The sequence below is a fragment of the Streptomyces albofaciens JCM 4342 genome (assembly GCF_008634025.1).
Classification (GTDB): domain Bacteria; phylum Actinomycetota; class Actinomycetes; order Streptomycetales; family Streptomycetaceae; genus Streptomyces; species Streptomyces albofaciens.
In genome coordinates, this window is the sequence record NZ_PDCM01000002.1 from 1222146 (window position 1) to 1244146 (window position 22001).

Genomic DNA, 22001 nt, shown 5'->3' on the forward strand with positions numbered 1-22001 from the left:
AGGGTGGGAAGGAAATGCCTGCGGCCGGACTATCGGATTCAGCCGGCGCCGGGCCGCGGAACGGCCAGTCGCATTCCCGGGTAGATGATGTTCGGGTCCGCCCCGATCACCCGGCGGTTCAGGCGGTAGAATTCCTGCCATCCCCAGCCGTGGGCATACGCGATTCCGCTGACCGTGTCCCCCGGATTCACCACGACCTGGCCACCGGCTTTCCGCTGCGGCCGGGCCTTGTACTGCTTGTACCGCCCGTCCTGGCTGCCGTACCGGTGCTTGCGGTGCCGCAGCCGCTCGTGGGCCCGGCCGTTGCTCCCCGTACGGGCCGGGGATCCGGCGCGCGGCGCGGACCGCGGGACGCTCGCCTCCGGCGCGCTGTGCCGCGTCCCGGAGCGCAGTCCCAGGCGGGCCGAGCAGGCCGGCCAGGCCCCCCAGCCCTGGCGCGCCAGCACCCGTTCCGCCACCCTGATCTGCTGGGCCCGGGAGGCCCGCGACGCCCGGGAGGCGTACTTGCCGCCTCCGAAGGAGCGCCAGGTGGAGTGGGCGAACTGCAGCCCGCCCGAGAAGCCGTTGCCGGTGTCGGCCCGCCAGTTGCCCCCGCTCTCACACCCGGCCAGGCGGTCCCACGTGCCACCGCCGCGGGCTTCGGCCGGCCCTTCGGCCGCCACGTTCAACGCGCCGGCGGCGAGCAGGACCACTGCCGCCGTCGCCCCTCGGGCCCCGCGCCCCCGGACCTCACCGCGTCCGCTCGTTTCCGATCCCTGAGGATATTCCATCGATGTGCTCCCGTCCTTCACCGCGCGGTTTCCCGGCGGCCATGGGGATGCATGACATTCCGTCGGCACACGCCCTTTCCGGCTTTTCCGCGGAATGTTCTCCCGCGGTTTCACCGGTCCTCGCGCTGCGCTTTCCGGGCCGTCATGAATTCGACGAGTACGAGACAACCACGGGCACGGTCGGCATGGTCAGAGCGCGCGGGAGCGTCCGCACCGAGCGGGCTGCCACCACGCCGCCGGAGTGGAGGCCGACGGCTCCGCATGGCGCCCCCGTGTGCCGGGTAGGGGCGCACCTCCGAAGGCGGCGCGCATGGCCTGCCCGGGCGTATCGAGCGCTTGTCCGAGCCGGGGGTCTCCGTGGAGCGCACCGGGGAGCCCGGGCCGCGCGCGGCGGGGGTCCGCACACACCGCGCACGGACCCCGGCGCGGTGCACCCCCGCCATCCCGGGGGAGGGTTTCGGTTCACGGAGGGCGTGGCGCCGGGTCACACCGGTACGAGCGTGACCTCGGTCGCCTTCACACTCACCCAGACCTCGGTGTCCTCGGCCAGCCCCAGTTCCGCCGCGGCCTGCGGGGTGATCTCGCCGACCAGATCGGGCACCTGCGGCGAGGCGATCAGGACGCGCAGCCGGCTGCCGAGCGCGGTGATCTCCCGTACCCGGCCCGGCCAGACGTTGCGGGGGCTCCCGGAGGGGCGCTGCCGGTGTACGGAGACCGCTTCCGGGCCGATGATCGCCAGTGCGGCGGTGCCTTCCGGCAGCGGGTCGGCGGCCACCAGGCGACCGGCGCCGGCGAGCCGGAGGCCGTCGCCGGTGGCCGTGCCGGACCAGGCGTTGCGGCCCAGCATCCGCGCCACCCACGGCGAGCGCGGGTGCCGGGCGACCTCGGCGGGAGCCGCGTCCTGGAGGGCGCGCCCGTCCTCCAGGACCAGGACGCGGTCGGCGAGCGAGACCGCCTCGACCGGGTCGTGGGTCACCATCAGGCAGACGCCGCCGAATCCGGCCAGGTGCCGTCGCAGGGTGTGCCGTACGTGCGCGCGGGTGCTCTGGTCGAGGGCGGCCAGCGGCTCGTCGAGCAGCAGCAGCCGGGGGCGGGCGGCCAGCGCGCGGGCCAGCGCGACGCGTCCGGCCTGGCCGCCGGAGAGCTGGGCGGGGCGGCGGTGCGCGAGGTGGCCGACGCCGAGCCGGTCCAGCCAGCGCTGGGCCTCGCGGCGGGCCTCGGCCCGGGCGGTGCCGTGGGCGCGCAGCCCGTACGCCGTGTTGCCGAGGGCCGTCAGGTGCGGGAAGAGCGCCCCGTCCTGCGGGACCCAGGCGACGTCGCGGCGGTGCGGCGGCAGCGTGGTCACCTCGCGCCCGCCGAGTCTGAGCGCGGCGTGCGCCCGGGGCGTGAGGCCGAGCAGGGCGCGCAACAGCGTGGTCTTGCCCGCGCCGTTGGGGCCCACGACGGCGATGGTGGTTCCCGGGGCGGCGTCGAGGGTGAGCCGGTTGAAGCCCGTGACGTCCGCGTGCAGCGGCCACCGCCCGGTGCTGGCGCCGTCGCCGGGGCCGCCGGGAGCGGTGGGGCCCGCGTCGGCGGCCCCGGTGTGCGCGGTGGCGGCTGCGGACGGGGCCGGGGTGGCGGACGCGCCGGGCGCTGCGGATGCGCCGGTCATGTGGTCGGGCCACGTGCCGTCGGCATCCGGCACTCCGCCGCCCTCCGCGTCCGTACGCGTCACCGCGCCGCTCGTGCGCCCCCGCACCGGGCCGCCCCCGCCCGCCCACCGGCCGCGCAGGGCGACCAGAACGGCCATCGCGACGACGAGCAGCAGCAGGGAGACGGAGGTGGCGGCCTCGGGGCTGTCCTGGAGGAGCAGGTAGACCTGGAGGGGCAGGGTCTGGGTGACGCCCGGCAGGTTGCCCGCGAAGGTGATCGTCGCGCCGAACTCGCCGAGCGCCCGCGCCCAGGTCAGGGCGGCTCCGGCGGCGAGCCCGGGGGCGACCATGGGCAGCGTGACGGTGGCGAAGACGCGCAGCGGCCCGGCGCCGAGCGAGGCGGCGGTCTCCTCGTACCGCGCGTGCAGCCCGGCCAGCGCGCCTTCGAGGCTGATGACCAGGAACGGCATCGAGACGAAGGTGGCGGCGACCACCGCGCCCGCGGTGTGGAACGGCAGCTGCACCCCGAACCAGCTCTCCAGCCAGCCGCCCAGCAGGCCCCGCCGCCCGAAGCCGAGGAGCAGCGCCACACCGCCGACGGTCGGCGGCAGCACCATCGGCAGCAGTACCAGGGAGCGCACCAGCGCCTTGCCGGGGAAGTCGACGCGCGCCAGCAGCCAGGCGAGCGGCACGCCGAGCAGCAGGGACAGGCCGAGCGCCCAGCAGGAGACGACCAGTGAGATCCGCAGGGCTTCGACGACCCCGTCGGAGGTGAGGTGGGTGCCGATGTCGCCCCAGGAGGTGCGGGCCAGGATGCCGGCCATGGGCACCAGCAGGAACGCCACCGCCAGCACGGCGGGCACGGCCAGGGCCAGCGGGGCGCGCCGGCCGGGGGCGGCGCGGCGGGCGCGCCCGGGGAGGAGGGCACGCCCGGCGCCGGGTCCCCGGCCGGGCTCCGTGCCGGGGGTGCGGCCCCGGCCGTCGGCGGGCGCCCGGTCGTGTTCGGCGCCGGGCCTGCGGTCGCGTCTCATGGCATCGCGGAGCATGGCGTGGTCGCGGCTCGTGCTCCGTTACGGCCGCTGGAAGCCCGCGTCGCGCAGGATCTTCTGCGCCTGGGCGCCGCCGAGCCACTTCACGAACGCGTCCGCCTCCTCGGCGTGCCGGGAGACCTTGAGCGTGGCGGCCGGGTACTCGGCGATCGCGTTCTGCTCGTCCGGGATCTGCACGGCGTCCACCTTGTCGGGTGCGGTCATCGCGTCGGTGGCGTAGACGATGCCCGCGTCCGCCTCGCCCAGCTCGACCTTGCTCAGCACGCCGCGCACGTCCTGCTCCTGCGAGAGCGGCTGGACCTTGACGTGCTGCCGGTCCAGGACCTTCTTGCTGTAGCGGCCGACGGGCACGGCCGGCGCCGCGAGCACGACCTTGAGCTTCTTGGTGGCGGCCAGGTCGGCCAGCCCCTTGACGTGCTTGGGGTTGCCCTCCGGGGTGGCGATCACCAGCCGGTTCCTGGCGATGATCCGCGGCTCGGCGGTCTTGCCCTTGAGTCCGTCCATGGTCCGGGTGTCCGCGGTGACCAGGGCGTCGGCCGGGAAGTCCTGGTTGACCTGGGCGGCGAGCTGCTGCGAGCCGGCGAAGGAGAACTTCACCGTGATGTCCGGGTGTTCCTTGTGGTACGCGTCGGCGGCCTTGGCGAACACGTCGGTCAGGGACGCGGCGGCGAGCACCTTGATCGTGGTCTTGCCGCGGTCCGCGGCGGACGAGTCGTCACCGCCCCCGCAGGCGGCGGCGAGCGGGGCGAGCACGGCGACGGTCAGGGCGGCGGCGAGGGCACGGCGCCGGGTGACGCCGAGGGTGCGGGACATCGGGATCGGCTCCTTGGGGACGCGGGGCGGTGACGCGGGACGGCGGCGGGCGTCAGGCGCGGTCGATATGGACATTGGTCGACTTCACGCGGGCGGTGGCCCGCATACCGACCTCCAGTCCGAGTTCCTCCACCGCTTCCCGTGTCAGGAGGGAGACCAGCCGGTGCGGTCCGGCCTGGATCTCCACCTGTGCCGCGACGTCGCCCAGCTTGATCGCCGTGACGATGCCAGGGAAGGCGTTGCGGACCGAGGTGTGGGAGGTGTCGTCCTCCGTGGCGCCGTTCTTGGCGAGTTCGGTGGAGAACGCGGCCAGGTCGCGGCCGTCGATCAGCCGGCGGCCGGTTTCGTCCCGGTGGGTGGGAACGCGGCCGGCGTCGGCCCAGCGGCGGGCCGTGTCGGGGCTGACGCCGAGCAGGCGTGCGGCCTGGCCGATCGTGTAGGACTGCATATGCGGCACCGTATGGCAGAAGCTCTCTCATCTGCAATTACTCCGTGGGAATGTACCTGGCAGATGCGAGCCGGATTGGAGGATGCGCCAAGTACCGGCGTGGGGCGCCGCAGCGGCCGTGCGGTGGGCCGGAGCCCGTGGCGCGGGGGCGCGGACCGGACAGACCAGGGGGCGGAGCGTCGGACGTGCGGGCGAAGCCGTACTCTTTTGGGAGGGATCCGGGAGGGCGTGGCGTAACACGGAGGGAGCGCGATCCGATGGGTACTCCTACTTCAACTTCTTCAACCCGTTCCGCGGTCCGCGGCCGGTCGCTCATGAGGAGGCTGCGGCCGGAGGCCGCGCGCGACGCCGTACCGTCGGTGCACGAGCGCCCCGTCCTGCACACGGTCCCGCACCCCTCCCCGGACCGTCCCCTTCCGCTGCGGCTCGCCGATCTCGCAGTCGCCGCCTGCACCGCGCAGACGGTGCTCGCCCCCAAGCCGGACCCGCTCGCGCTGCACGCCGCCGAGCTGCTGCACGCCCCCTTCGCCTCCATGGCCGAGGCCGCCATGGGCAGGCCGCTGGACCGCCGGCTGCGCGAACAGCTCGGGCGGATCGGCCGGGCGGGCGAGCAGCGCGCGCTCCAGGCGGGCCCGGGCGCTCCCGGCAAGCGCGGCGCGCTGTGGTCCGTGGGCCTGCTGGTGGCCGGTGCCGCCGCCACCAACTGCCGCTCGGACGTGGAGACCTGCGAGGCGGCGGCCACACTGGCGCGCCTGCCGGACGGCGGCGCCCCCGCGGCCAGCCGGTCACCGGGCGGCCGGGCCCGGCAGTACTACGGCGTTCCCGGCGCCGTCGGCCAGGCCCGCTCCGGCTTCCCGAACGTCCTGGGCGTGGCGCTGCCCGCGCTGCGCCAGTCCCGCGCGGCCGGCGCCTCCGAGGTGACGGCCCGCATGGACGCGCTGCTGGCGCTGCTGTCCACCCTCGACGACACCACCCTGCTCCAGCGGGGCGGTTCGCAGGGCCTGCTGTCGGTGCAGATGGACGCGCGTGACGTGCTGTCGTCGGGCGGCTTCGGCACCCCGCGCGGGCGCAAGGCGTTCGTCCGGCTGGACTCGCGGATGACCCGCAACGGGCTCACCGCCGGGGGCAGCGCGGCGCTGCTGTCGGCGACGCTCTTCCTGGATTTCCTGTTCGAGGGCCACTGAGGCCTGCGTACGTCACGCCCGGCAGCGCTCAGGCGGCGCTGCCGGGCGTGACGTACTGCCGCAGCAGATCGCGCAGCTCCGCCTCGAAGGCGTCGTAACGGCTGCGCAGCTCGGTGCCCGGCCAGTCGGCGGGCAGCAGGGCGTCCGGCAGCAGCGGGTCGGTCAGGAGGTGGCGCAGTACGGCGGCGGAGACGGTGAAGCGTCCGGCCGGTGACGTGGCGTCGGACAGCGCCGCCAGCAGGGCGCGGGCCCGCTCTGCCCAGCCGTCCAGGTCCCACAGGCCACGTGCCAGCTCCGCCGGGTCGCCGTCCGGAGCGCCGGTGAGCCAGGTGCACTGCCGGGCGGCCACGTCCGGACGGCCGCGCTCCAGGTTGCCGGGGCGCAGCCAGGTTCCTTCGCGCAGTTCGGCGAGCCGCAGTACGGCCATGGCCTGGCGCAGCGCGGTCCGCTCCGCGGCCGGGCGCGCTTCGGCGGCGACCACGGCGATCTCCCAGGCCCCGGCCCAGCGCCGGGTGCGCGGCGTACGGCTCTCGTCCTGCCGCGTCTGGCGCTCCAGCAGCCGTTCGGTGAGTCCGTACGTCCCCTCCTTCTGCTGAAGGTCCCCCGCGGCCACCATCCGGGACAGCGCGACGCGGACGGTGCCCTCGGCGATGCCGAAGAGCTCACCGACCCGCACCAGGGCGCGCGCCGGCAGGCGGGGCGGATGGTGGCCGAGGAGGGTGCTGAGCACGATGGAGCGGGCGGTGAGCGGCCGCAGGCCGAGGCGCGCCGCGGCGTCGCGTACGGAGGTGTCGTGGTCCATCGGGCGGCATCCTAGGAGGTGCGCGGCGGGCCGGTGCGGGCCGCCCGCCCCGGCGGGGAGCCGCTCACCGGGCCGCGTCGCCGGGGACCGCCCCGTCCGGGGCCGCGGCACGTTCCTCCTTCGCCGCCTTTGCCCGGTTGTCCAGTTCCCACCCCAGGAAGGAGAACAGCACGATCAGGATGCCGCCGCAGACGATCGCGCAGTCGGCGAGGTTCATGATGCTGAAACCGCGTACGTGGATGAAGTCGACCACCGCGCCCCGGAAGTCGCCGGGGGTGCGGAAGAGACGGTCGGTGAGGTTGCCGAGTCCGCCGCCCAGCAGCAGGCCCAGCGCGATCGCCCAGGGGACGCTGTAGAGCTTGCGCGCCAGGCGGACGATCACCACCACCACGGCCACGGCGATGCCCGTGAACAGGATGGTGGTCGCCTCCCCGATGCCGAACGCCGCGCCGGGGTTGCGCTCCACCAGCAGTTCCAGCCAGTCGCCGAGCACCTTGACGGGGGCGCCGTTCTCCAACTCCTCGACCACGGCCACCTTGCTGCACAGATCGAGCAGATAGGCGGCGGCCGCCACTGCCAGGAGCAGCGGCACCCGCCGTCCGCTCCCGGCCCTCGCCTCGCGGCCCGCACCCCGCGCCGCTGTGCCCCGGTCCCGTCCCCGCACGTTCCAGCCCCCTCGAAGTCCGGCGGCCGGTCGGGCCGCCACGAATCCTGAACTCTATGCCAGCCCACCCCATTACAGTCTTCCCACGCCTGTCCTGCTTCTGTAACGTCCGCGGTATGACCCTCACCCATGAAGTCGTGAATCAGGCGCCGCCGCTGACCGGGTTCAGCGCGGCGGACGACCCGGCCCTGCTGGCGGCGCTGCGCCGCGCGGGCGCCGGGTGGGGCGAGCCGGAAGTGCGGGAGCTGGGCGCGCTCGCCGGGTCGCAAGCGGTGCAGGAGCAGGCCCGGATGGCCGAGGAGCAGCCGCCCCGGCTGCGCACCCACGACCGCTTCGGGCACCGGATCGACGAGGTGGAGTTCCACCCCGCCTGGCACCAGCTGATGACCGTGGCGGTGGAGCGGGGGCTGCACGCCGCGCCGTGGGCGGACCCCCGGCCCGGCGCCCATCTCGTGCGGGCGGCGAAGTTCTACGTCTGGTCCCAGGCCGAGCCGGGGCACGGCTGCCCCGTCTCCATGACGTACGCCGCCGTCCCGGCCCTGCGCGCCGAGCCGGACCTGGCGGCGCGGTACGAACCGCTGCTGGCGTCCCGCACGTACGACTACGGACTGCGGCCCCCGCTGGGCAAGTCGGGCCTGATCGCGGGCATGTCGATGACGGAGAAGCAGGGCGGCTCGGACGTCCGGGCCAACACGACGCGGGCGGTGCCGGCGGGCGACGGCACGTACCGCATCACCGGCCACAAGTGGTTCACGTCCGCGCCGATGAGCGATGTGTTCCTGGTGCTCGCGCAGACGGCGGAGGGGCTGAGCTGCTTCCTGCTGCCGCGCGTCCTGCCCGACGGCACCCGCAACGGGATGCGGCTGATGCGCCTGAAGGACAAGCTCGGCAACCGCTCCAACGCCTCCGCCGAGATCGAGTACGAGGACGCGGTGGCCTGGCCGGTCGGTGCGCCGGGGCGCGGTGTGCGCACCATCGTCGAGATGGTGAACATGACGCGGCTGGACTGTGTGATCGGCTCGGCGGCCGGGATGCGCGCCGGGCTGCGGCAGGCGCTGCACCACACCGCGCACCGGCACGCGTTCGGCCGCGCGCTGGCCGGACAGCCGCTGATGCGGGCGGTGCTGGCGGACCTGGCGATCGAGTCCGAGGCGGCGACGACGCTGGCGATGCGGCTGGCGACCGCCGTGGACAAGGCGCAGGCCGGGGACGCGGGCGAGGCCGCGCTGCGCCGGCTGGCGCTGGCCGTCGGCAAGTACTGGGTGTGCAAGCGGGGCAGCGCGCACGCGGCGGAGGCACTGGAGTGCCTGGGCGGCAACGGCTACGTGGAGGAGTCGGGCATGCCGCGCATCTACCGCGAGGCGCCGCTGCTGTCGATCTGGGAGGGCTCGGGCAACGTCGCCGCCCTGGACGTGCTGCGCGCGCTCGCCAAGGAACCGGCCTCGCTGGACGCGTACTTCGCGGAGGTGGACGCGGCGGCGGGCGCCGACCGGCGGCTGGACGCGGCCGTCGCGGGCGTCCGCAAGACGCTCGGCACACTCGGCGACCCGGACCGGGCGCAGCGCGCGGCCCGCTCACTGGCGGAGCGGATGGCGCTCGCGCTCCAGGGCGCGCTGCTCGTACAGCACAGCGACCCGGCGGTCGCGGACGCGTTCTGCGCCTCCCGGCTCGACGGGGAGTGGGGGCACGCCTTCGGGACGCTGCCCGCCACGGCCGATCTGACGGCCATTCTGGAGCGGGCGCGTACGGAGGCGGCCGGATGAGCGGCGACGGCCCGGCGGCGCGGCCCGTACGCGTCGAGCGCTCCGGCCCGGTGACCACCGTCATCCTGTCCCGGCCGCAGGCGCGCAACGCGGTGGACGGCGCGACGGCCGCCGCGCTGGCCGGCGCCTTCCGCGCCTTCGCGGCGGACGACACGGCGCACGTCGCCGTCCTGTGGGGCGAGGGCGGCACGTTCTGCGCGGGTGCCGACCTGAAGGCGATCGGCACCGGGCGCGGCAACCGGGTCGCGGCGGGCGGCGACGGGCCGATGGGCCCCACCCGGATGCGCCTGGACAAGCCGGTGATCGCGGCGGTCGCGGGGCACGCGGTGGCGGGCGGCCTGGAGCTGGCCCTGTGGTGTGATCTGCGGGTGGCGGAGGAGGACGCGGTCTTCGGGGTGTTCTGCCGCCGCTGGGGCGTGCCGCTGATCGACGGCGGTACGGTGCGCCTGCCCCGTATCGTCGGCACCGGCCGCGCCCTGGACATGGTGCTGACCGGGCGGCCGGTGGGCGCGGCCGAGGCGCTGGAGATGGGCCTGGCCAACCGGGTGGTCCCGCCCGGCCGGGCCCGCGCCGAGGCCGAGGAGCTGGCGGCCGCCATCGCCCGCTTCCCCCAGGCGTGCGTGCGCAGCGACCGCGCCTCCCTCCTGGCGCAGGAGGGCCTGTCCGAGGAGGCCGCCATGGCGCGGGAACTCCGTTACGGGCAGGGCGTCCTGGCCGAGGCGATGGCCGGCGCGGCGCGCTTCGCCGCGGGGGCGGGGCGGCACGGGGCCATGGAGACGTGAGGGGCGCCGGCCCCTGCCCGCGGCTCCCGCGCCTCACCCCGCGAGCGGCATGTCCGGTGCCGTACGGGGAAACGCCCGCCGGTAGTCGGACGGCGAGACCCCGACGCGCTTGAGGAAGTGGTGGCGCAGGTTGTTCGCCGTGCCCAGTCCGCTGAGTTCCCCGATCTTCTCGACCGGCAGGTCCGTCGATTCCAGCAGGCTCTGGGCGCGCGCCAGGCGCTGGTCGAGGAGCCATTGCAGCGGGGTCGTGCCGGTGGCGGCCTGGAGCCGCCGGTAGAACGTCCGGGGGCTGAGCGCGGCGCGCTCCGCCAGGTCCTCGACGGTCAGCGGCCGGTCCAGGTGGGCGCGGGCCCAGGCCAGGACCGGGGCCAGGCCCTGGTCGTCGGCGGCGGGTACGGACAGGTCGATGAACTGGGCCTGTCCGCCGGGCCGGTGGGCGGGTACGACCATGCGGCGGGCCAGCTGGTTGGCGACGTGCGCGCCCAGGTCGCGCCGCACCAGGTGGAGGCAGAGGTCGAGCCCCGCGGTGAGCCCGGCGCTGGTGAGCACGTCGCCGTCGTCCACGTACAGCACCGAGTCGTCGACCCGCACCTTCGGGTAGCGCTCGGCGAGCTGGGCGGTGTGCATCCAGTGGGCGGTGGCGCGGCGCCCGTCGAGGAGCCCGGCCTCGGCGAGCGCGAAGGCGCCGGTGCACAGGGACACCATGCGCGCACCGGCGTCGTGCGCGCGGCGCAGCGCCGCGACCAGCCCCGGCGGCAGCGGGGCGCCCTCCTCCACACAGGGGTCGGGCACCGACGGGACGATGACCGTGTCCGCGCCCGCCAGATCGTCGAGCCCGTACGGCGTGCGCAGCGCCAGCCCGGCCGCGCCCCCGGGCCCGTCCGTGCCTCCCCGCTCCCCCGTGCCGCACAGCCGCAGGTCGTACCAGGGGTCGGCCAGGTCGGGCTGCGGCTTGCCGAAGACGGTGCAGGGGATGCTCAGTTCGTACAGGTCCCACGAGGGGACCCCGATCTCCTCGGTCACGACGACCGCGACGGAACCAGCGCTCATCCCCGCAGGATAGGCACCTCGCGGAGGTGGCAGGAATTTGGTGCCGGCCGTCACCGCTGTCACTGGTCCGGGGCTTCCCGCGCTGCGAGCGTGGTCCGTACGTGATCAGCCGCCGGGTCCCGGACACCGGCGGACGTACGAGGAGACGCACATGGGAAGCGAACGGGCGGCCGTGACGGTGCTGGGGCTGGGCTCGATGGGGACGGCGCTGGCCGGCGCGCTGCTGAAGGGCGGCCACGCGACGACGGTGTGGAACCGTTCGGCGCACAAGGCCGGTCCGCTGGCGGAGCGCGGGGCCGCGGTGGCGGCGACGCCCGAGGAGGCGGTCGCGGCGAGCCCCCTCGTCATCGCCTGCGTGCTGGACCACGCGGCCCTGCACACCGTCCTCGACCCGGTGGCGGACTCGCTGGCGGGCAGGACCCTGGTCAACCTCACCTCCGGCTCCCCGGAACAGGCCGCGGAAGCCGCCGCGTGGGCGCGGTCGCACGGGGCGCACTACCTGGACGGGGCGATCATGACCACTCCTCCGGGCGTCGGCAGCCCGGACATGATGGTCCTCTACAGCGGTGAGCGCGCGGTCCTCGACACCCACCGTCCGGTCCTCGCGGCCCTGGGCGACCCGCTGTACCTGGGCACCGGCCCGGGGCTGGCGTCCCTGTACGACGCGGCCCTGCTCGGTCTGATGTGGGCCGCCATGACCGGCTGGCTGCACGGCACCGCGCTGGTCGGCGCGGAGGGCACCCCGGCCACCGCCTTCACCCCGGTGGCGATCCGCTGGCTGGGCGCGGTGACCGGCTTCCTCACCACGTACGCGCCCCAGGTGGACGCCGGCCACTACCCGGGCGACGACGCGACCGTGGACGTCCAGATCGCCGCGATCGACCACCTGATCCACGCCGCGGCGGCGCGCGGCGTCGACAACGCGCTGCCCGAACTGCTCAGGTCCACCATGGAGCGGACCCGCGCCGCGGGCCACGGCTCCAGCAGCTACGCGAGCGTCGTCGAGACCCTCAGGAAGGCGGCGGACGCCCGATGACGACCGCGCCCCACGCCGCACCCTCCGCCCCCGCACCACCCGCCGCCTCCTGGCCCGGCCTCCTGGCCGCCGCCACCGACGCCTGTCTGGACGCCCTCCTCGAAAGGGCGGGCCAGGACTGGTCGCGCCCCGCGCACGGCCTGGAATGGACCCGCCGGGAAACCCTCGACCACCTCGCCCTCGGGCTGACCGGGTACGCGGGACTGCTCATCGCCCGCCCCACCGACCGCTACATCACCCTCTTCGCCTCCCTCGACCCGCAGGCGCCGCTCCCCGCCTGCCTGGAGGGGCTGCGCATCGCGGCCTCCCTCCTCGGGTCCACGGTCCGCGACACGCCCTCCGACGTCCGGGCCTGGCACCCGTGGGGACATGCCGACGCCGCCGGTTTCGCGGCCATGGGCATCACGGAACTGCTCCTCCACACCTACGACATCACCCACGCGCCTGCCCAGGGCCCGGCCTGGGCACCGGACGACGACCTGAGTACCGCCGTCCTCACCCGGCTCTTCCCGGACGCCCCGGACGCGCCTGCCGGGCACGGTCCGTTCGACGTACTGCTGTGGTGCACGGGGCGGACCGCGCTTCCCGGCCTGCCCCGGCGTACGGCGTGGCAGTGGGACGGCCGGGTGCGCTGAGCACCCGCTGTCGTCCCCGGCCTCCCTGACACCCCGGACCCGGCATTGAACACGTTCAACCCGTCACGTACTGTCTGACGTGACGGGTTGAACGCGTTCAAACCCGCTTCCCGTGACGCATCTGGGGGCATCGTGACCGCACTGGTCGATCTCATCGTCATGCTGGGCATGTTCGTCGTGGTCCCGACGGGCCTAGCGCTGCTCGGCGAACCCGGTACGCGGTGGCTGCGGCGCCGCTGGCCCCTTGCCGCCGCGGCGGGGGCGGTCTCGCTCTGGCTGCCCCGCGGCGCCGCCGCCACCGTGCTCGCCGCCGGCTACGCGCTCGCCACCGTCGTCCTCGCCCTGTACGCGCCGCGCCGGCTGGCCCGCACCCGCAGCCTCGCCCCGGGCGAGATCGCCGTACTGACGGCGCTCGTCACCCCGGCCGTCGCAGGCACCGCCCTGGTCGCCGAGCGCTCCGGCCACCAGCTGTTCGGCTTCGACCTGGAGATCCTTTCGCTGACCGTGCCGCACTTCCACTTCGCCGGGTTCGCCGCCGCGCTGGTGGCCGGGCTGGTCTGCCGCGCCGCCCGCCCCGGCCGCGCCGGGCCGCTCGCCGCGCTCAGCGTGCCGGTGGGGACCCTGCTCGTCCTGGCGGGCTACTTCGTCGACGACTGGGCCGAGCTGGCCGGCGCGGTGGTCCTGACCGCCGGCATGTGGCTGGTCGCCCTGGTCACCTGGCGGGACGTCCGTACGACCGCGCCGGACCGGACCACCCGCGCGCTGCTCGGCGGCTCGGCCGCCGTGCTCGTCGCGACCATGCTGCTCGCCCTGAGCTGGGCGCTCGGCGAGGCAACCGGCGTCCCGCACCCCACACTGGCATGGATGGCGGCCACCCACGGACTCGGCAACGCGCTGGGCTTCGCCCTGTGCGCGCTGCTCGCCTGGCACCGCCTCCGGAACGAGCCCGCCGCGTCCCGCCCGGCCGCTCCCGCGCCCGTATGACCGCCTCGTACCCGTACGACCGCCCCCCGAAGGCCACCACACCCACCCGTACCAGAGGAAGCAGGCCCGGCATGACCACCCCCGCCCCCGCCCCCTTCAACTACCCCGAGGAAGGCGCCACCCGCCGTCACCCGCTGCCCGGCGGATACCGCCATCTGCACGAGGCGACCTACCTCGGCCACGGCCGCGCCGTCCTCGAAGCGGCGGGGCACGCGGTCACCAGCTTCCGGATGCACCGCGCCGCGGGCGTACGGGTGCGGGCCTCGGCCCCGGAGGCCGCGCCCGGCGTCCGGGTGGAATGCGCGCTGGGACTCGGCCCGCTGCGGCTGTGGGCGCCGTGCCGGGTGGTATGGAGCGAGTACGAGAGCGAGCGCATCGGCTTCGCGTACGGCACGCTGGCCGGACATCCGCAGCGGGGTGAGGAGTCGTTCGTGGTGGAGATGCGGGCCGACGGCGCGGTGTGGTTCACGATGACGGCCTTCAGCGTGCCGGGCCGCTGGTACACACGGCTGGCGGGACCGGTGGTCCCGCTGTTCCAGCGCCTGTACGCGCGGCACTGCGGCCGGACGCTGCGCCGGCTGGCCCGGCGGGGCCGCTGACCGGGATGCCGCACCCACACCCTGCCGACCGGCCGCGGAACCACGCCCCGCCCCCTCCCCCACCCCGTCCTCCCCATACGTCCACACGGCGTTCATCGCTCCGTCACCAGTTGCCCCGTCACCCGTGAGAGAAAGCCAGCCATGTGCGAGCTGATCCCGCCGCGGGCGGACCTGACCGAGGACCAGTGGCTGCGGACGGCGGGCCCCGGCCCGGCCGACGCCGCCGTACCGGACGCGACGCCGGACACGGCGGCCCCGGCACCCGGTGTGCACCGGCGGACGCTGCTGGGCGGCGCGATGGCCGGCGCCGCGCTGGCCGCGCTGCCGTTCGGGAGGGCGCAACCCGCCGTCGCGGCCGCGCGGACCGGCGCTCCGGACCGCTTCCCGCTGCCGTCCGCGCCGGGCCCGTCCGGCGCGTACGCCGTCCTGGTCACCGGCGACGCCGGAACCGGCAAGGCGGAGCAGTACGCGGTCGCCGCGGCGGCCAGGGAGATCTGCCGCGCCGAAGGCGTCGGCCTGGCGGTCGGCCTCGGCGACAACCTCTACGAGAACGGCCCGGAGTCCGACCACGACTCGGAGTTCGAGGAGAAGTTCGAGCGGCCCAACACCGGCATCGACGTGCCGTGGCTGATGGTGCTCGGCAACCACGACTGTTCCGGGCTGGTGCCCGGCAGCGGCGGCGACCCGTCGCGCGGCGACCGGGAAGTCGCCTACGCCGCCACGTCCCGCCGCTGGTACATGCCCGGCCGCTACTACAACGTCGCCCTTCCGGCGGGCGGCGCCCAGGACGGCCCGCTCGTCGAGTTCTTCGCCCTCGACACCAACCCGGTCGCCTCCTCCGTCGTACAGCTCGACCCGCACTACCGGTGGAACGGCCCCTACATGCGCGAGCAGCGGCGCTGGCTGGACGCCGCCCTGCGCGCCTCGCGCGCCCGCTGGAAGATCGTGCTCGGCCACCACCCGTACCTGAACAACGGCAAGCACGGCAGCGCCGGTTCCTACGACGGCTTCGTCGTCGGGCACTACACCAGCGGCGTCCACCTCAAGGAGCTGTACGAGGAGGTGGTGTGCGGACGCGCCGACGTGATCATGTCCGGCCACGACCACACCCTGCAGATCCTGGAACCCACCGACCGGACCCGCGGCACCCGTCAGCTCGTCTGCGGCGCCGCCTCCAAGACGAGCGACGGCAGGGCGCACTTCACCCACCCGGCCGCCTGGCAGGACTTCGCCCGGCACGGGTTCATGGTGCTGAAGGTGTCGGCCGGCGCGATGACGATCGACGCGTACACGGTCGACACCGCGACGAAGAAGGCACGACTCGCCCACCGGACACGGACCACACGGCCGGTGGCGGGGGTGCGCGCGGGGATGTCTGCGGGGGTGAGTTAGCCGGAGGGCGGGGGCGGCAGTGCGGGGGCGGCCGCCTGGGGGAGACCCGTTCAGCTGTCGAGGGATTCGACACGCAGGATCCGGACGTGCCGGGCGGGTGCAGGGAACGAGGTAACGGCACCCGCCCGCCCCTCGAAATGCGCAACCCCGCCCCCCGTCCTACTGTGAGCCCATGGCCGCTTCCCGGTTGCGATGGTCCCCCTCGGGCGGACCGCGAACGGAAGCGGCGGGCGTGGTGGCCCCGGCGTCGCCGGTCCCGGCCGTCCGGTGGGCGGCCGGGGCCGGCGCGCCTTCGGTGGCCGGTGGCCGGCCGACGACGGCACGGGGGCGGGGCGGACCATGACGGGACACAACGGCGCGCCGTATCCGCCGGGCCGGTACGAGCTGAGCCGGTACGACCCGCGCCGCGACGGCGGACCGTACCGGGCCGGCGGCCCGGGCGCCGGTGCCGACGGCACCGGTCCGCCGCCGCCCCTGGACCCCATCGCCCTCGCCGACCGCCTCGCCCTCAACCGGGCCGGCACCTTCGACTGGGACCTGGACCGCGGGACGCTGGAGCTGGACGCGTGCGGGCTGGAGGTCTTCGACCTGCGGGCGGACGAGTACGACGGGCGGCCCGGTTCGCTGGCCGCCCGCATTCCGCCCGAGGAGGGCTACCGGCTCGACGCGGCGGTCTCCCAGGCGATCCAGGACGGGGCGCCCTCGTACGGCGTGTACTTCCGCGTCCACTGCCGCGACGGCACACCCCGGTGGACGCACACCCAGGGGCACCTGCTGCGCGACGGGGACGGCCGGCCGTACCGGATCGTCGGGCTCGTCCGGGAGGCCGGGACGGAACTGGCCGACTCGGTGCTGCTGCGGTCCCTCCAGGAGAACCGGCAGCGGCAGACCGCCATGGTGCAGCAGACCACCGCCGCGCTCTCCCGAGCCCTGTCGGTCGCGGACGTGACCCGGGTGCTGACCGGGACCGGCGGGGCCCGGCGCTTCGGCGCGGACGCGCTGATCCTCGGCCTGGTCGACAACGACCGCTTCGAGGTCATCGCCATCACCGGCCTGCCCGGCACCACGCCCGAGGACATGATGGCCTCGCGGCTGGACGACACGCTGCCGCTGTCGGACGCCGCCCTCTCGCGCCGGGCCGCGTTCCTGTCGTCCCGGGGCGAACTGATCGCCCGCTATCCGCGGCTGCGCCCGTACCTGGACCGCATACCGACCGGCAGCGCCGTCTTCCTGCCCCTGGTGGCGCAGGACCGGGTCGTCGGGGCGCTCGGCCTGTTCAACGCCGAACCGAAGCAGCACACGGCGGAGGACCGGAACCTGGCGCTGGCGCTGGCCGGTGTCGTGGCCCAGTCGCTCCAGCGGGCCATGCTCTTCGACCAGGAGCGGGAGTTCGCGACCGGGTTGCAGGCCACGATGCTGCCGCGGCTGGTCCCGGACATCGCCGGGGGCGAGGTCGCCGTCCGCTACCACGCGGCGAGCACCGGCCGGGACATCGGCGGCGACTGGTACGACGTGATACCGCTGCCCCAGGGGCGGACCGGGCTGGTGGTCGGTGACGTCCAGGGGCACGACACGCACGCGGCGGCGGTGATGGGCCAGCTCCGGATCGCCCTGCGCGCCTACGCCACCGAGGGCCACACGCCGGAGACGGTGCTCGTACGGGCCTCCCGCTTCCTCGCCGAGCTGGAGACCGAGCGGTTCGCGACCTGCACGTACGTCCAGGCGGACCTGGAGTCCGGGGCGCTGCACGTGGCCCGGGCCGGCCACCTCGGCCCGCTGATCTGGGACGCGGCCGGGCACACCGACTGGCATCCGGTGCGCGGCGGGCTGCCGCTCGGGCTGGCGACCGCGTTCGGCCAGGACCACTTCCCCGAGACCCAGCTGTTCCTGGAGCCCGGCTCCCGGCTCCTGCTGTGCACGGACGGCCTGGTGGAGACGCCCGGCGAGGACATCACCGCCGGGATCGACGCGCTGGCCGCGGCCGTGCGGGACGGGCCGGCCGAACTGGAGGCGCTGGCCGACCGGCTCTCGGACCAGCTGTGGGCACGGTCCGGTTCCGCCGACGACATGGCCCTCGTCCTCCTGCACCGCCACCCCTGCGCCGGCGCCGCCCCCACCACCCCGCGCTTGCGGCTGCACGTCCACCAGGCGGACCCCTCGGGCGCCTCGGAGGTGCGGGCGATGCTGCGGCGCACGATGGACCAGTGGCGGGCGGGTTCCCTGGCGTACGACGTCGAGGTGGCGGCCACCGAACTCATCACCAACGCGCTGACGCACACGGACAGCGGAGCGCTGGTCACGGTGGAGCTCCTGCCCGCGCGCCCGGGTGTGCCGGGCGGCGCCCGCCGCCGTGTCCGCCTGGAGGTCGAGGACCGCTCCAGCCGCTGGCCCCGCCGCCGCACCCCCGGCGAAACCGCCACCTCCGGACGCGGCCTGATGATGGTCGAAGCGCTCGCGGACTCCTGGGGCGCGGAGCCGAGGGGCAGCGGCAAGGCGCTGTGGTGCGAGTTCGCGCTGCCGAAGGAGGAATGAGGGCGGGGCCGGGCGGCGACCGCGGCCCTCGGCGGCTCATTCGCGCTCGCGCAGGTACGCGTCCAGCTCGGCGGCTCCGGTCAGCATCGCCCGGCCGCGGGCGGACAGGCGGCCGCGCCAGTCGTGCAGGGCGGCCTCCAGGGGTTCGAGGCCGCCGGCCGCCCGGACCCGGTCCAGCAGGGGCGCGATCTGTTCCAGCAGGTAGCCGCCTCGTCGGAGCTGGTGGGCCAGGCGGGCGTCCCGTACGTCGGCCGCGTCGTAGACGCGGTAGCCGGTGAGGGGGTCGCGGCGCGGGCGTACGAGGCCGGCGCGCTCCCAGGTGCGCAGCGTCGCGGGGCGGAGGCCGAGCTGCTTCGCCAGCGGTCCGATGAACGTGCCGCTCGTCCTCGGACCCGCGGCCGGCTCGGGTGCCGGGGTGGCGGCCAGGTCGCGCAGGGCGGCTTCCACGGCCTGGAGGGTGCGGCGGTCTTCGAGGAGCTGGGCGTGGCTCTCGTCGACGAGGCGGAACGCCTCCTCGGCCGCGTCCTCGTTCACCGCCCGCATGACCGCCGTCGCCGTCCGGTGGCCGTGGCCCGGTACGAGGGCGAGGAAGGCGCGCAGGGCCCGCGCGTGCAGCGGGGTGTAGGTGCGGTAGCCGCTGGGCGTGCGTCCGGCGGCCGGGAGGATGCCGGCCTCCTCGTAATTCCGGACGGCCTGCGTGGACAGGCCGTGAGCGCGCGCCAGGTCAACCGGCCTGAGCCGATCGCCCGTTTGAAGGTTGCGTCCCATGCAACCGACCATATCGCGGGCGGGAGTTCGGGAAAGTTTACACAGAGCGTTCAACGATAGCGTTGAGGGCATGGACACCGACACCAAGGGCACCCCCCTCAAGGACACCGCCCGCCCGCTCGACGCCGCCGCCGTTCTGGCGCTGCTCCCGTCCCGGCCGCGGGTGCTCGCCCTGGGCGAGCCCACCCACGGCGAGGACACACTGCTAGAAGTGCGCAACGCGCTCTTCCGGCAGCTCGTCGAGCGGGAGGGCTACCGGACGATCGCCATCGAGAGCGACTGCCTGCTGGGCCTGGCCGTCGACGACCACGTCGTCTCCGGCACGGGCACCCTCGACGAGGTCATGGAGCGCGGGTTCAGCCACGGCTTCGGCGCGTCCGCCGCCAACCGCGAACTCGTGCGCTGGATGCGGGACTTCAACGACGGCCGCCCCCGGTCCGAACGGCTGCGCTTCGCCGGGTTCGACGGCCCGCTGGAGATCACCAACGCCGAGAGCCCCCGGCGGGCCCTCATCGCGCTGTACGGCTACCTCGCGGCCCATGTGGACGCGGACCTGCTCCCCTGCACCGCGCGTACGCTCGACCGTCTGCTCGGCCCCGACGAGCGGTGGACCGAGCCCGCCGCGATGACGGACCCGGCCCGGTCCGCGGGGCGGTCGGCCGAGGCCAGGGAGCTGCGGCTGCTGGCCGACGACCTGGTGGCGGTGCTGGACCAGCAGACACCGCACCTGATCCCGGCGACCTCACGCGACGGCTGGGACCGGGCGCGGCTGTACGGCCGCACCGCCACCGGCCTGCTGCGCTACCACTACTGGATGGCCGACACCAGCCCGGACCGTATGACACGGCTGCTGGGCATACGGGATGCGATGATGGCCGAGAACCTCCTCGCCCTCGCCGAGCGGGGCCCGGTCCTGGCCTTCGCCCACAACAGCCATTTGCAGCGGCCCAAGAGCACGATGCGCATGTGGGACCACCCGCTGCTGGAGTGGTGGAGCGCCGGCGCACTCGTGAACGCCCGCCTGGGCGAGGACTACGCGTTCGTGGCCACCGCCCTCGGCACGATCCGCCACCGGGGAGTGGGCACCCCGCCGCCGGACACCGTCGAGGGGCTGCTGTACGCGCTGCCGGAGGACCGGTACCTCGTCGACCCCGCCCGGCTGGCCGCCGCCCTCGGCGACACGCCGCCCGTCTCCCGTGAGTCGCCCTGGTTCGGTTACGCGTCGCTGAGTCCGGCGCATCTGACGGACATCGACGGCCTCGTGTTCGTCAAGGACGTGCCGGAGCGCTAGAGACGCGCGCCGTGGGCCCGGGGCCACGCCCCGGGCCCCTGTGTCCCGAAGGCCCTACGCCCCGTGCCACACCGTGGTCGCGTTGCAGAACTCGCGGATGCCGTGCCCGGCGAGTTCGCGGCCGTAGCCGGAGCGCTTGACGCCGCCGAAGGGGAGGGCGGGGTGGGAGGCGGTCATGCCGTTGAAGAAGAGGCCGCCGGCCTCGATGTCGCGGATGAGACGGTCCTGTTCGGCCTCGTCGCGGGTCCACGCGTTGGAGCTGAGGCCGAAGGACGTGTCGTTGGCGGTGGCGATCGCCTCGTCCAGGTCGTTGACGCGGTAGAGCGTGGCGACCGGGCCGAACGCCTCCTCCTGGTGGATGCGCATCTGCGGCGTGATGCCGGCCAGGACGGTCGGCTCGTAGAACCAGCCCGCGGTCGGCTTCTCCGGACGCCTGCCGCCGCACAGCACGGCCGCGCCCCGCCGTACCGCGTCGTCCACCAGTTCCTCCAGGTCGGAACGGCCCTGTTCGCTGGCGAGCGGGCCGATGTCGGTCGTCTCCTCCATCGGGTCGCCGACGGTCAGCCCGGCCATCCGCTCGGTGAAGCGCACCGCGAACTCGTCGTAGACGTCGGTGTGCACGATGAAGCGCTTGGCGGCGATGCAGGACTGGCCGTTGTTCTGCACGCGCGCGGTGACCGCCGTCCGCACGGCCGCGTCCAGGTCGGCGGACGGCAGCACGATGTACGGGTCGCTGCCGCCCAGTTCCAGCACCGTCTTCTTGATCTCGTCGCCGGCGATCGACGCCACGGAGCGGCCGGCCGGTTCGCTGCCGGTGAGCGTCGCGGCGGCGACCCGGGGGTCGCGCAGGATGTCCTCGATCGCGCCGGAGCCGACCAGCAGGGTCTGGAAGCAGCCCTCGGGGAAGCCCGCCCGGCGCAGCAGGTCCTCCGCGTACAGCGCGGTCTGCGGCACGTTCGAGGCGTGCTTGAGGAGACAGGTGTTGCCGGCCATCAGCGCGGGCGCGGCGAAGCGGACGACCTGCCAGAGGGGGAAGTTCCACGGCATCACGGCGAGGACGGTGCCCAGCGGCCGGTAGCGCACATAGGCGCGGGTGGCGCCCGCGTCCTTCACATCGCCGGGGTCGGGCACCTCGTCGGCGAGGAGTTCCTCGGCGTGCCCGGCGTACCAGCGCATCGCCTTCGCGCACTTGGCGGCCTCCGCGCGGGCCGCCGCCAGCGGCTTGCCCATCTCGGTGGTCATGGTGCGGGCGATGCCGTCCTGGCCCGCCTCCAGCAGGCCGGCGGCGTTGCGCAGCAGTTCACCGCGCTCGGCGTAGCTCGTCGTCCGGTAGCCGCGGAACGTCTCCGCGGCCCGGGCGAGCCGTTCCTCGATCCCGCCCGCGTCGAGCGCGTCGAAGGTCCGGAGCGTCTCGCCGGTGGCCGGGTTGACCGTGGCGATGGCCATGTGGAAGCACCTCCCATGGGGTGGCGGGTGGGCGTTGCGGGGGCGCGGGCTGCCGCGTCCTACGTGAGCGGGCCGGGCGCCGGGGACGGCTCCGGGACCGGGTCGGGTCCCGGCGGGCGCGGTACCGGGTCCGGGCTGGGTGTCGGCGGCTGCGGCGCGGGCGGCGGCGGTACGGGGTCGGGCGGCCCCGGCACCGGCGGCCCCGGCGTCGGTCCCGGTGCGGGGCCCGGGCCGGGACCCGGCTCGGGTCCGCCCGGCCCCGGGGTCGGTGTGGGCGTCGGCGGTACGGGCTCCCGCTCCTGTCCGGGCTCGTGCGTACGGTGCGGTATCGGTTGCCGCTCCACAGCAGACCTCCCAAGTCG

19 protein-coding genes are annotated in these 22001 nt (G+C 75.0%); 10 read left to right on the forward strand and 9 right to left on the reverse strand.

The annotated features are described in order from the left end of the window. Nucleotides 1-38 precede the first annotated feature (38 nt). The 4 genes from CP973_RS25685 to CP973_RS25700 form a co-directional block, all read right to left on the reverse strand. Nucleotides 39-692, reverse strand: a complete 654-nt coding sequence (locus CP973_RS25685) for a LysM peptidoglycan-binding domain-containing protein (RefSeq protein WP_244410013.1) — start codon at nt 690-692, stop codon at nt 39-41. 562 nt (nt 693-1254) lie between these two features. Further along, nucleotides 1255-3432, reverse strand: coding sequence for an ABC transporter permease (locus CP973_RS25690; RefSeq protein ID WP_150245783.1), 2178 nt, complete (start codon nt 3430-3432; stop codon nt 1255-1257). A 39-nt stretch (nt 3433-3471) separates the two neighbouring features. Further along, a complete protein-coding gene (gene modA, locus CP973_RS25695; protein ID WP_150245786.1) occupies nt 3472-4263 on the reverse strand; it encodes a molybdate ABC transporter substrate-binding protein in 792 nt (263 codons plus the stop codon). A 52-nt stretch (nt 4264-4315) separates the two neighbouring features. Further along, nucleotides 4316-4711: a TOBE domain-containing protein gene (locus tag CP973_RS25700; protein ID WP_150245790.1), complete on the reverse strand. Its 396-nt coding sequence runs from the start codon at nt 4709-4711 to the stop codon at nt 4316-4318. Between the two features lie 314 nt (nt 4712-5025). Between CP973_RS25700 and CP973_RS25705 the strand changes: the two genes are divergently transcribed. Beyond that, complete coding sequence (locus CP973_RS25705) at nt 5026-5895, forward strand: triphosphoribosyl-dephospho-CoA synthase (RefSeq protein ID WP_167538514.1); 870 nt, start codon at nt 5026-5028, stop codon at nt 5893-5895. A gap of 28 nt (nt 5896-5923) precedes the next feature. Here the strand turns inward: CP973_RS25705 and CP973_RS25710 are convergent, their stop codons facing one another. Next, nucleotides 5924-6697 (reverse strand): PaaX family transcriptional regulator C-terminal domain-containing protein, encoded by a 774-nt coding sequence (locus CP973_RS25710; RefSeq protein ID WP_150245796.1) that lies wholly within the window; start codon nt 6695-6697, stop codon nt 5924-5926. 64 nt (nt 6698-6761) lie between these two features. After that, nucleotides 6762-7361 carry a signal peptidase II gene (gene lspA / locus CP973_RS25715; protein WP_150245798.1) on the reverse strand — a complete coding sequence of 200 codons (600 nt, stop codon included), beginning with the start codon at nt 7359-7361 and terminating at the stop codon, nt 6762-6764. A gap of 116 nt (nt 7362-7477) precedes the next feature. Here lspA and CP973_RS25720 point away from each other — a divergent pair, with 116 nt between their 5' ends. Continuing rightward, a complete protein-coding gene (locus CP973_RS25720) occupies nt 7478-9124 on the forward strand; it encodes an acyl-CoA dehydrogenase family protein (RefSeq protein ID WP_150245801.1) in 1647 nt (548 codons plus the stop codon). After that, nucleotides 9121-9906 carry a crotonase/enoyl-CoA hydratase family protein gene (locus CP973_RS25725; protein ID WP_150245804.1) on the forward strand — a complete coding sequence of 262 codons (786 nt, stop codon included), beginning with the start codon at nt 9121-9123 and terminating at the stop codon, nt 9904-9906. The genes CP973_RS25720 and CP973_RS25725 overlap by 4 nt, the downstream gene beginning before the upstream one ends. Nucleotides 9907-9939: 33 nt before the next feature. Here CP973_RS25725 and CP973_RS25730 read toward each other — a convergent pair whose 3' ends face one another. After that, on the reverse strand, nt 9940-10956 hold the full coding sequence (locus CP973_RS25730) for a GlxA family transcriptional regulator (protein ID WP_150245808.1): 1017 nt from the start codon (nt 10954-10956) through the stop codon (nt 9940-9942). A gap of 151 nt (nt 10957-11107) precedes the next feature. Between CP973_RS25730 and CP973_RS25735 the strand changes: the two genes are divergently transcribed. The 6 genes from CP973_RS25735 (at nt 11108) to CP973_RS25760 (ending at nt 18134) form a co-directional block, all read left to right on the forward strand. After that, nucleotides 11108-11992, forward strand: a complete 885-nt coding sequence (locus tag CP973_RS25735) for an NAD(P)-dependent oxidoreductase (protein ID WP_150245811.1) — start codon at nt 11108-11110, stop codon at nt 11990-11992. Beyond that, nucleotides 11989-12627: a maleylpyruvate isomerase N-terminal domain-containing protein gene (locus CP973_RS25740; protein WP_150245814.1), complete on the forward strand. Its 639-nt coding sequence runs from the start codon at nt 11989-11991 to the stop codon at nt 12625-12627. Before CP973_RS25735 ends, CP973_RS25740 begins: the two co-directional genes overlap by 4 nt. Nucleotides 12628-12759: 132 nt before the next feature. Then, a complete protein-coding gene (locus CP973_RS25745; RefSeq protein ID WP_150245817.1) occupies nt 12760-13611 on the forward strand; it encodes a YndJ family protein in 852 nt (283 codons plus the stop codon). 71 nt (nt 13612-13682) lie between these two features. Further along, complete coding sequence (locus CP973_RS25750) at nt 13683-14210, forward strand: DUF1990 family protein (protein ID WP_150245820.1); 528 nt, start codon at nt 13683-13685, stop codon at nt 14208-14210. A 141-nt stretch (nt 14211-14351) separates the two neighbouring features. Next, nucleotides 14352-15602 carry a metallophosphoesterase gene (locus CP973_RS25755; protein WP_150245824.1) on the forward strand — a complete coding sequence of 417 codons (1251 nt, stop codon included), beginning with the start codon at nt 14352-14354 and terminating at the stop codon, nt 15600-15602. Between the two features lie 339 nt (nt 15603-15941). Beyond that, complete coding sequence (locus tag CP973_RS25760) at nt 15942-18134, forward strand: SpoIIE family protein phosphatase (RefSeq protein WP_150245827.1); 2193 nt, start codon at nt 15942-15944, stop codon at nt 18132-18134. 36 nt (nt 18135-18170) lie between these two features. Here the strand turns inward: CP973_RS25760 and CP973_RS25765 are convergent, their stop codons facing one another. Continuing rightward, nucleotides 18171-18902: a TioE family transcriptional regulator gene (locus CP973_RS25765; RefSeq protein WP_150245831.1), complete on the reverse strand. Its 732-nt coding sequence runs from the start codon at nt 18900-18902 to the stop codon at nt 18171-18173. Nucleotides 18903-18972: 70 nt separating this feature from the next. Between CP973_RS25765 and CP973_RS25770 the strand changes: the two genes are divergently transcribed. Beyond that, nucleotides 18973-20193: an erythromycin esterase family protein gene (locus CP973_RS25770; RefSeq protein ID WP_150245834.1), complete on the forward strand. Its 1221-nt coding sequence runs from the start codon at nt 18973-18975 to the stop codon at nt 20191-20193. Between the two features lie 54 nt (nt 20194-20247). Here CP973_RS25770 and CP973_RS25775 read toward each other — a convergent pair whose 3' ends face one another. Further along, complete coding sequence (locus CP973_RS25775) at nt 20248-21639, reverse strand: NADP-dependent succinic semialdehyde dehydrogenase (protein WP_150245836.1); 1392 nt, start codon at nt 21637-21639, stop codon at nt 20248-20250. Between the last annotated feature and the right edge of the window lie 362 nt (nt 21640-22001).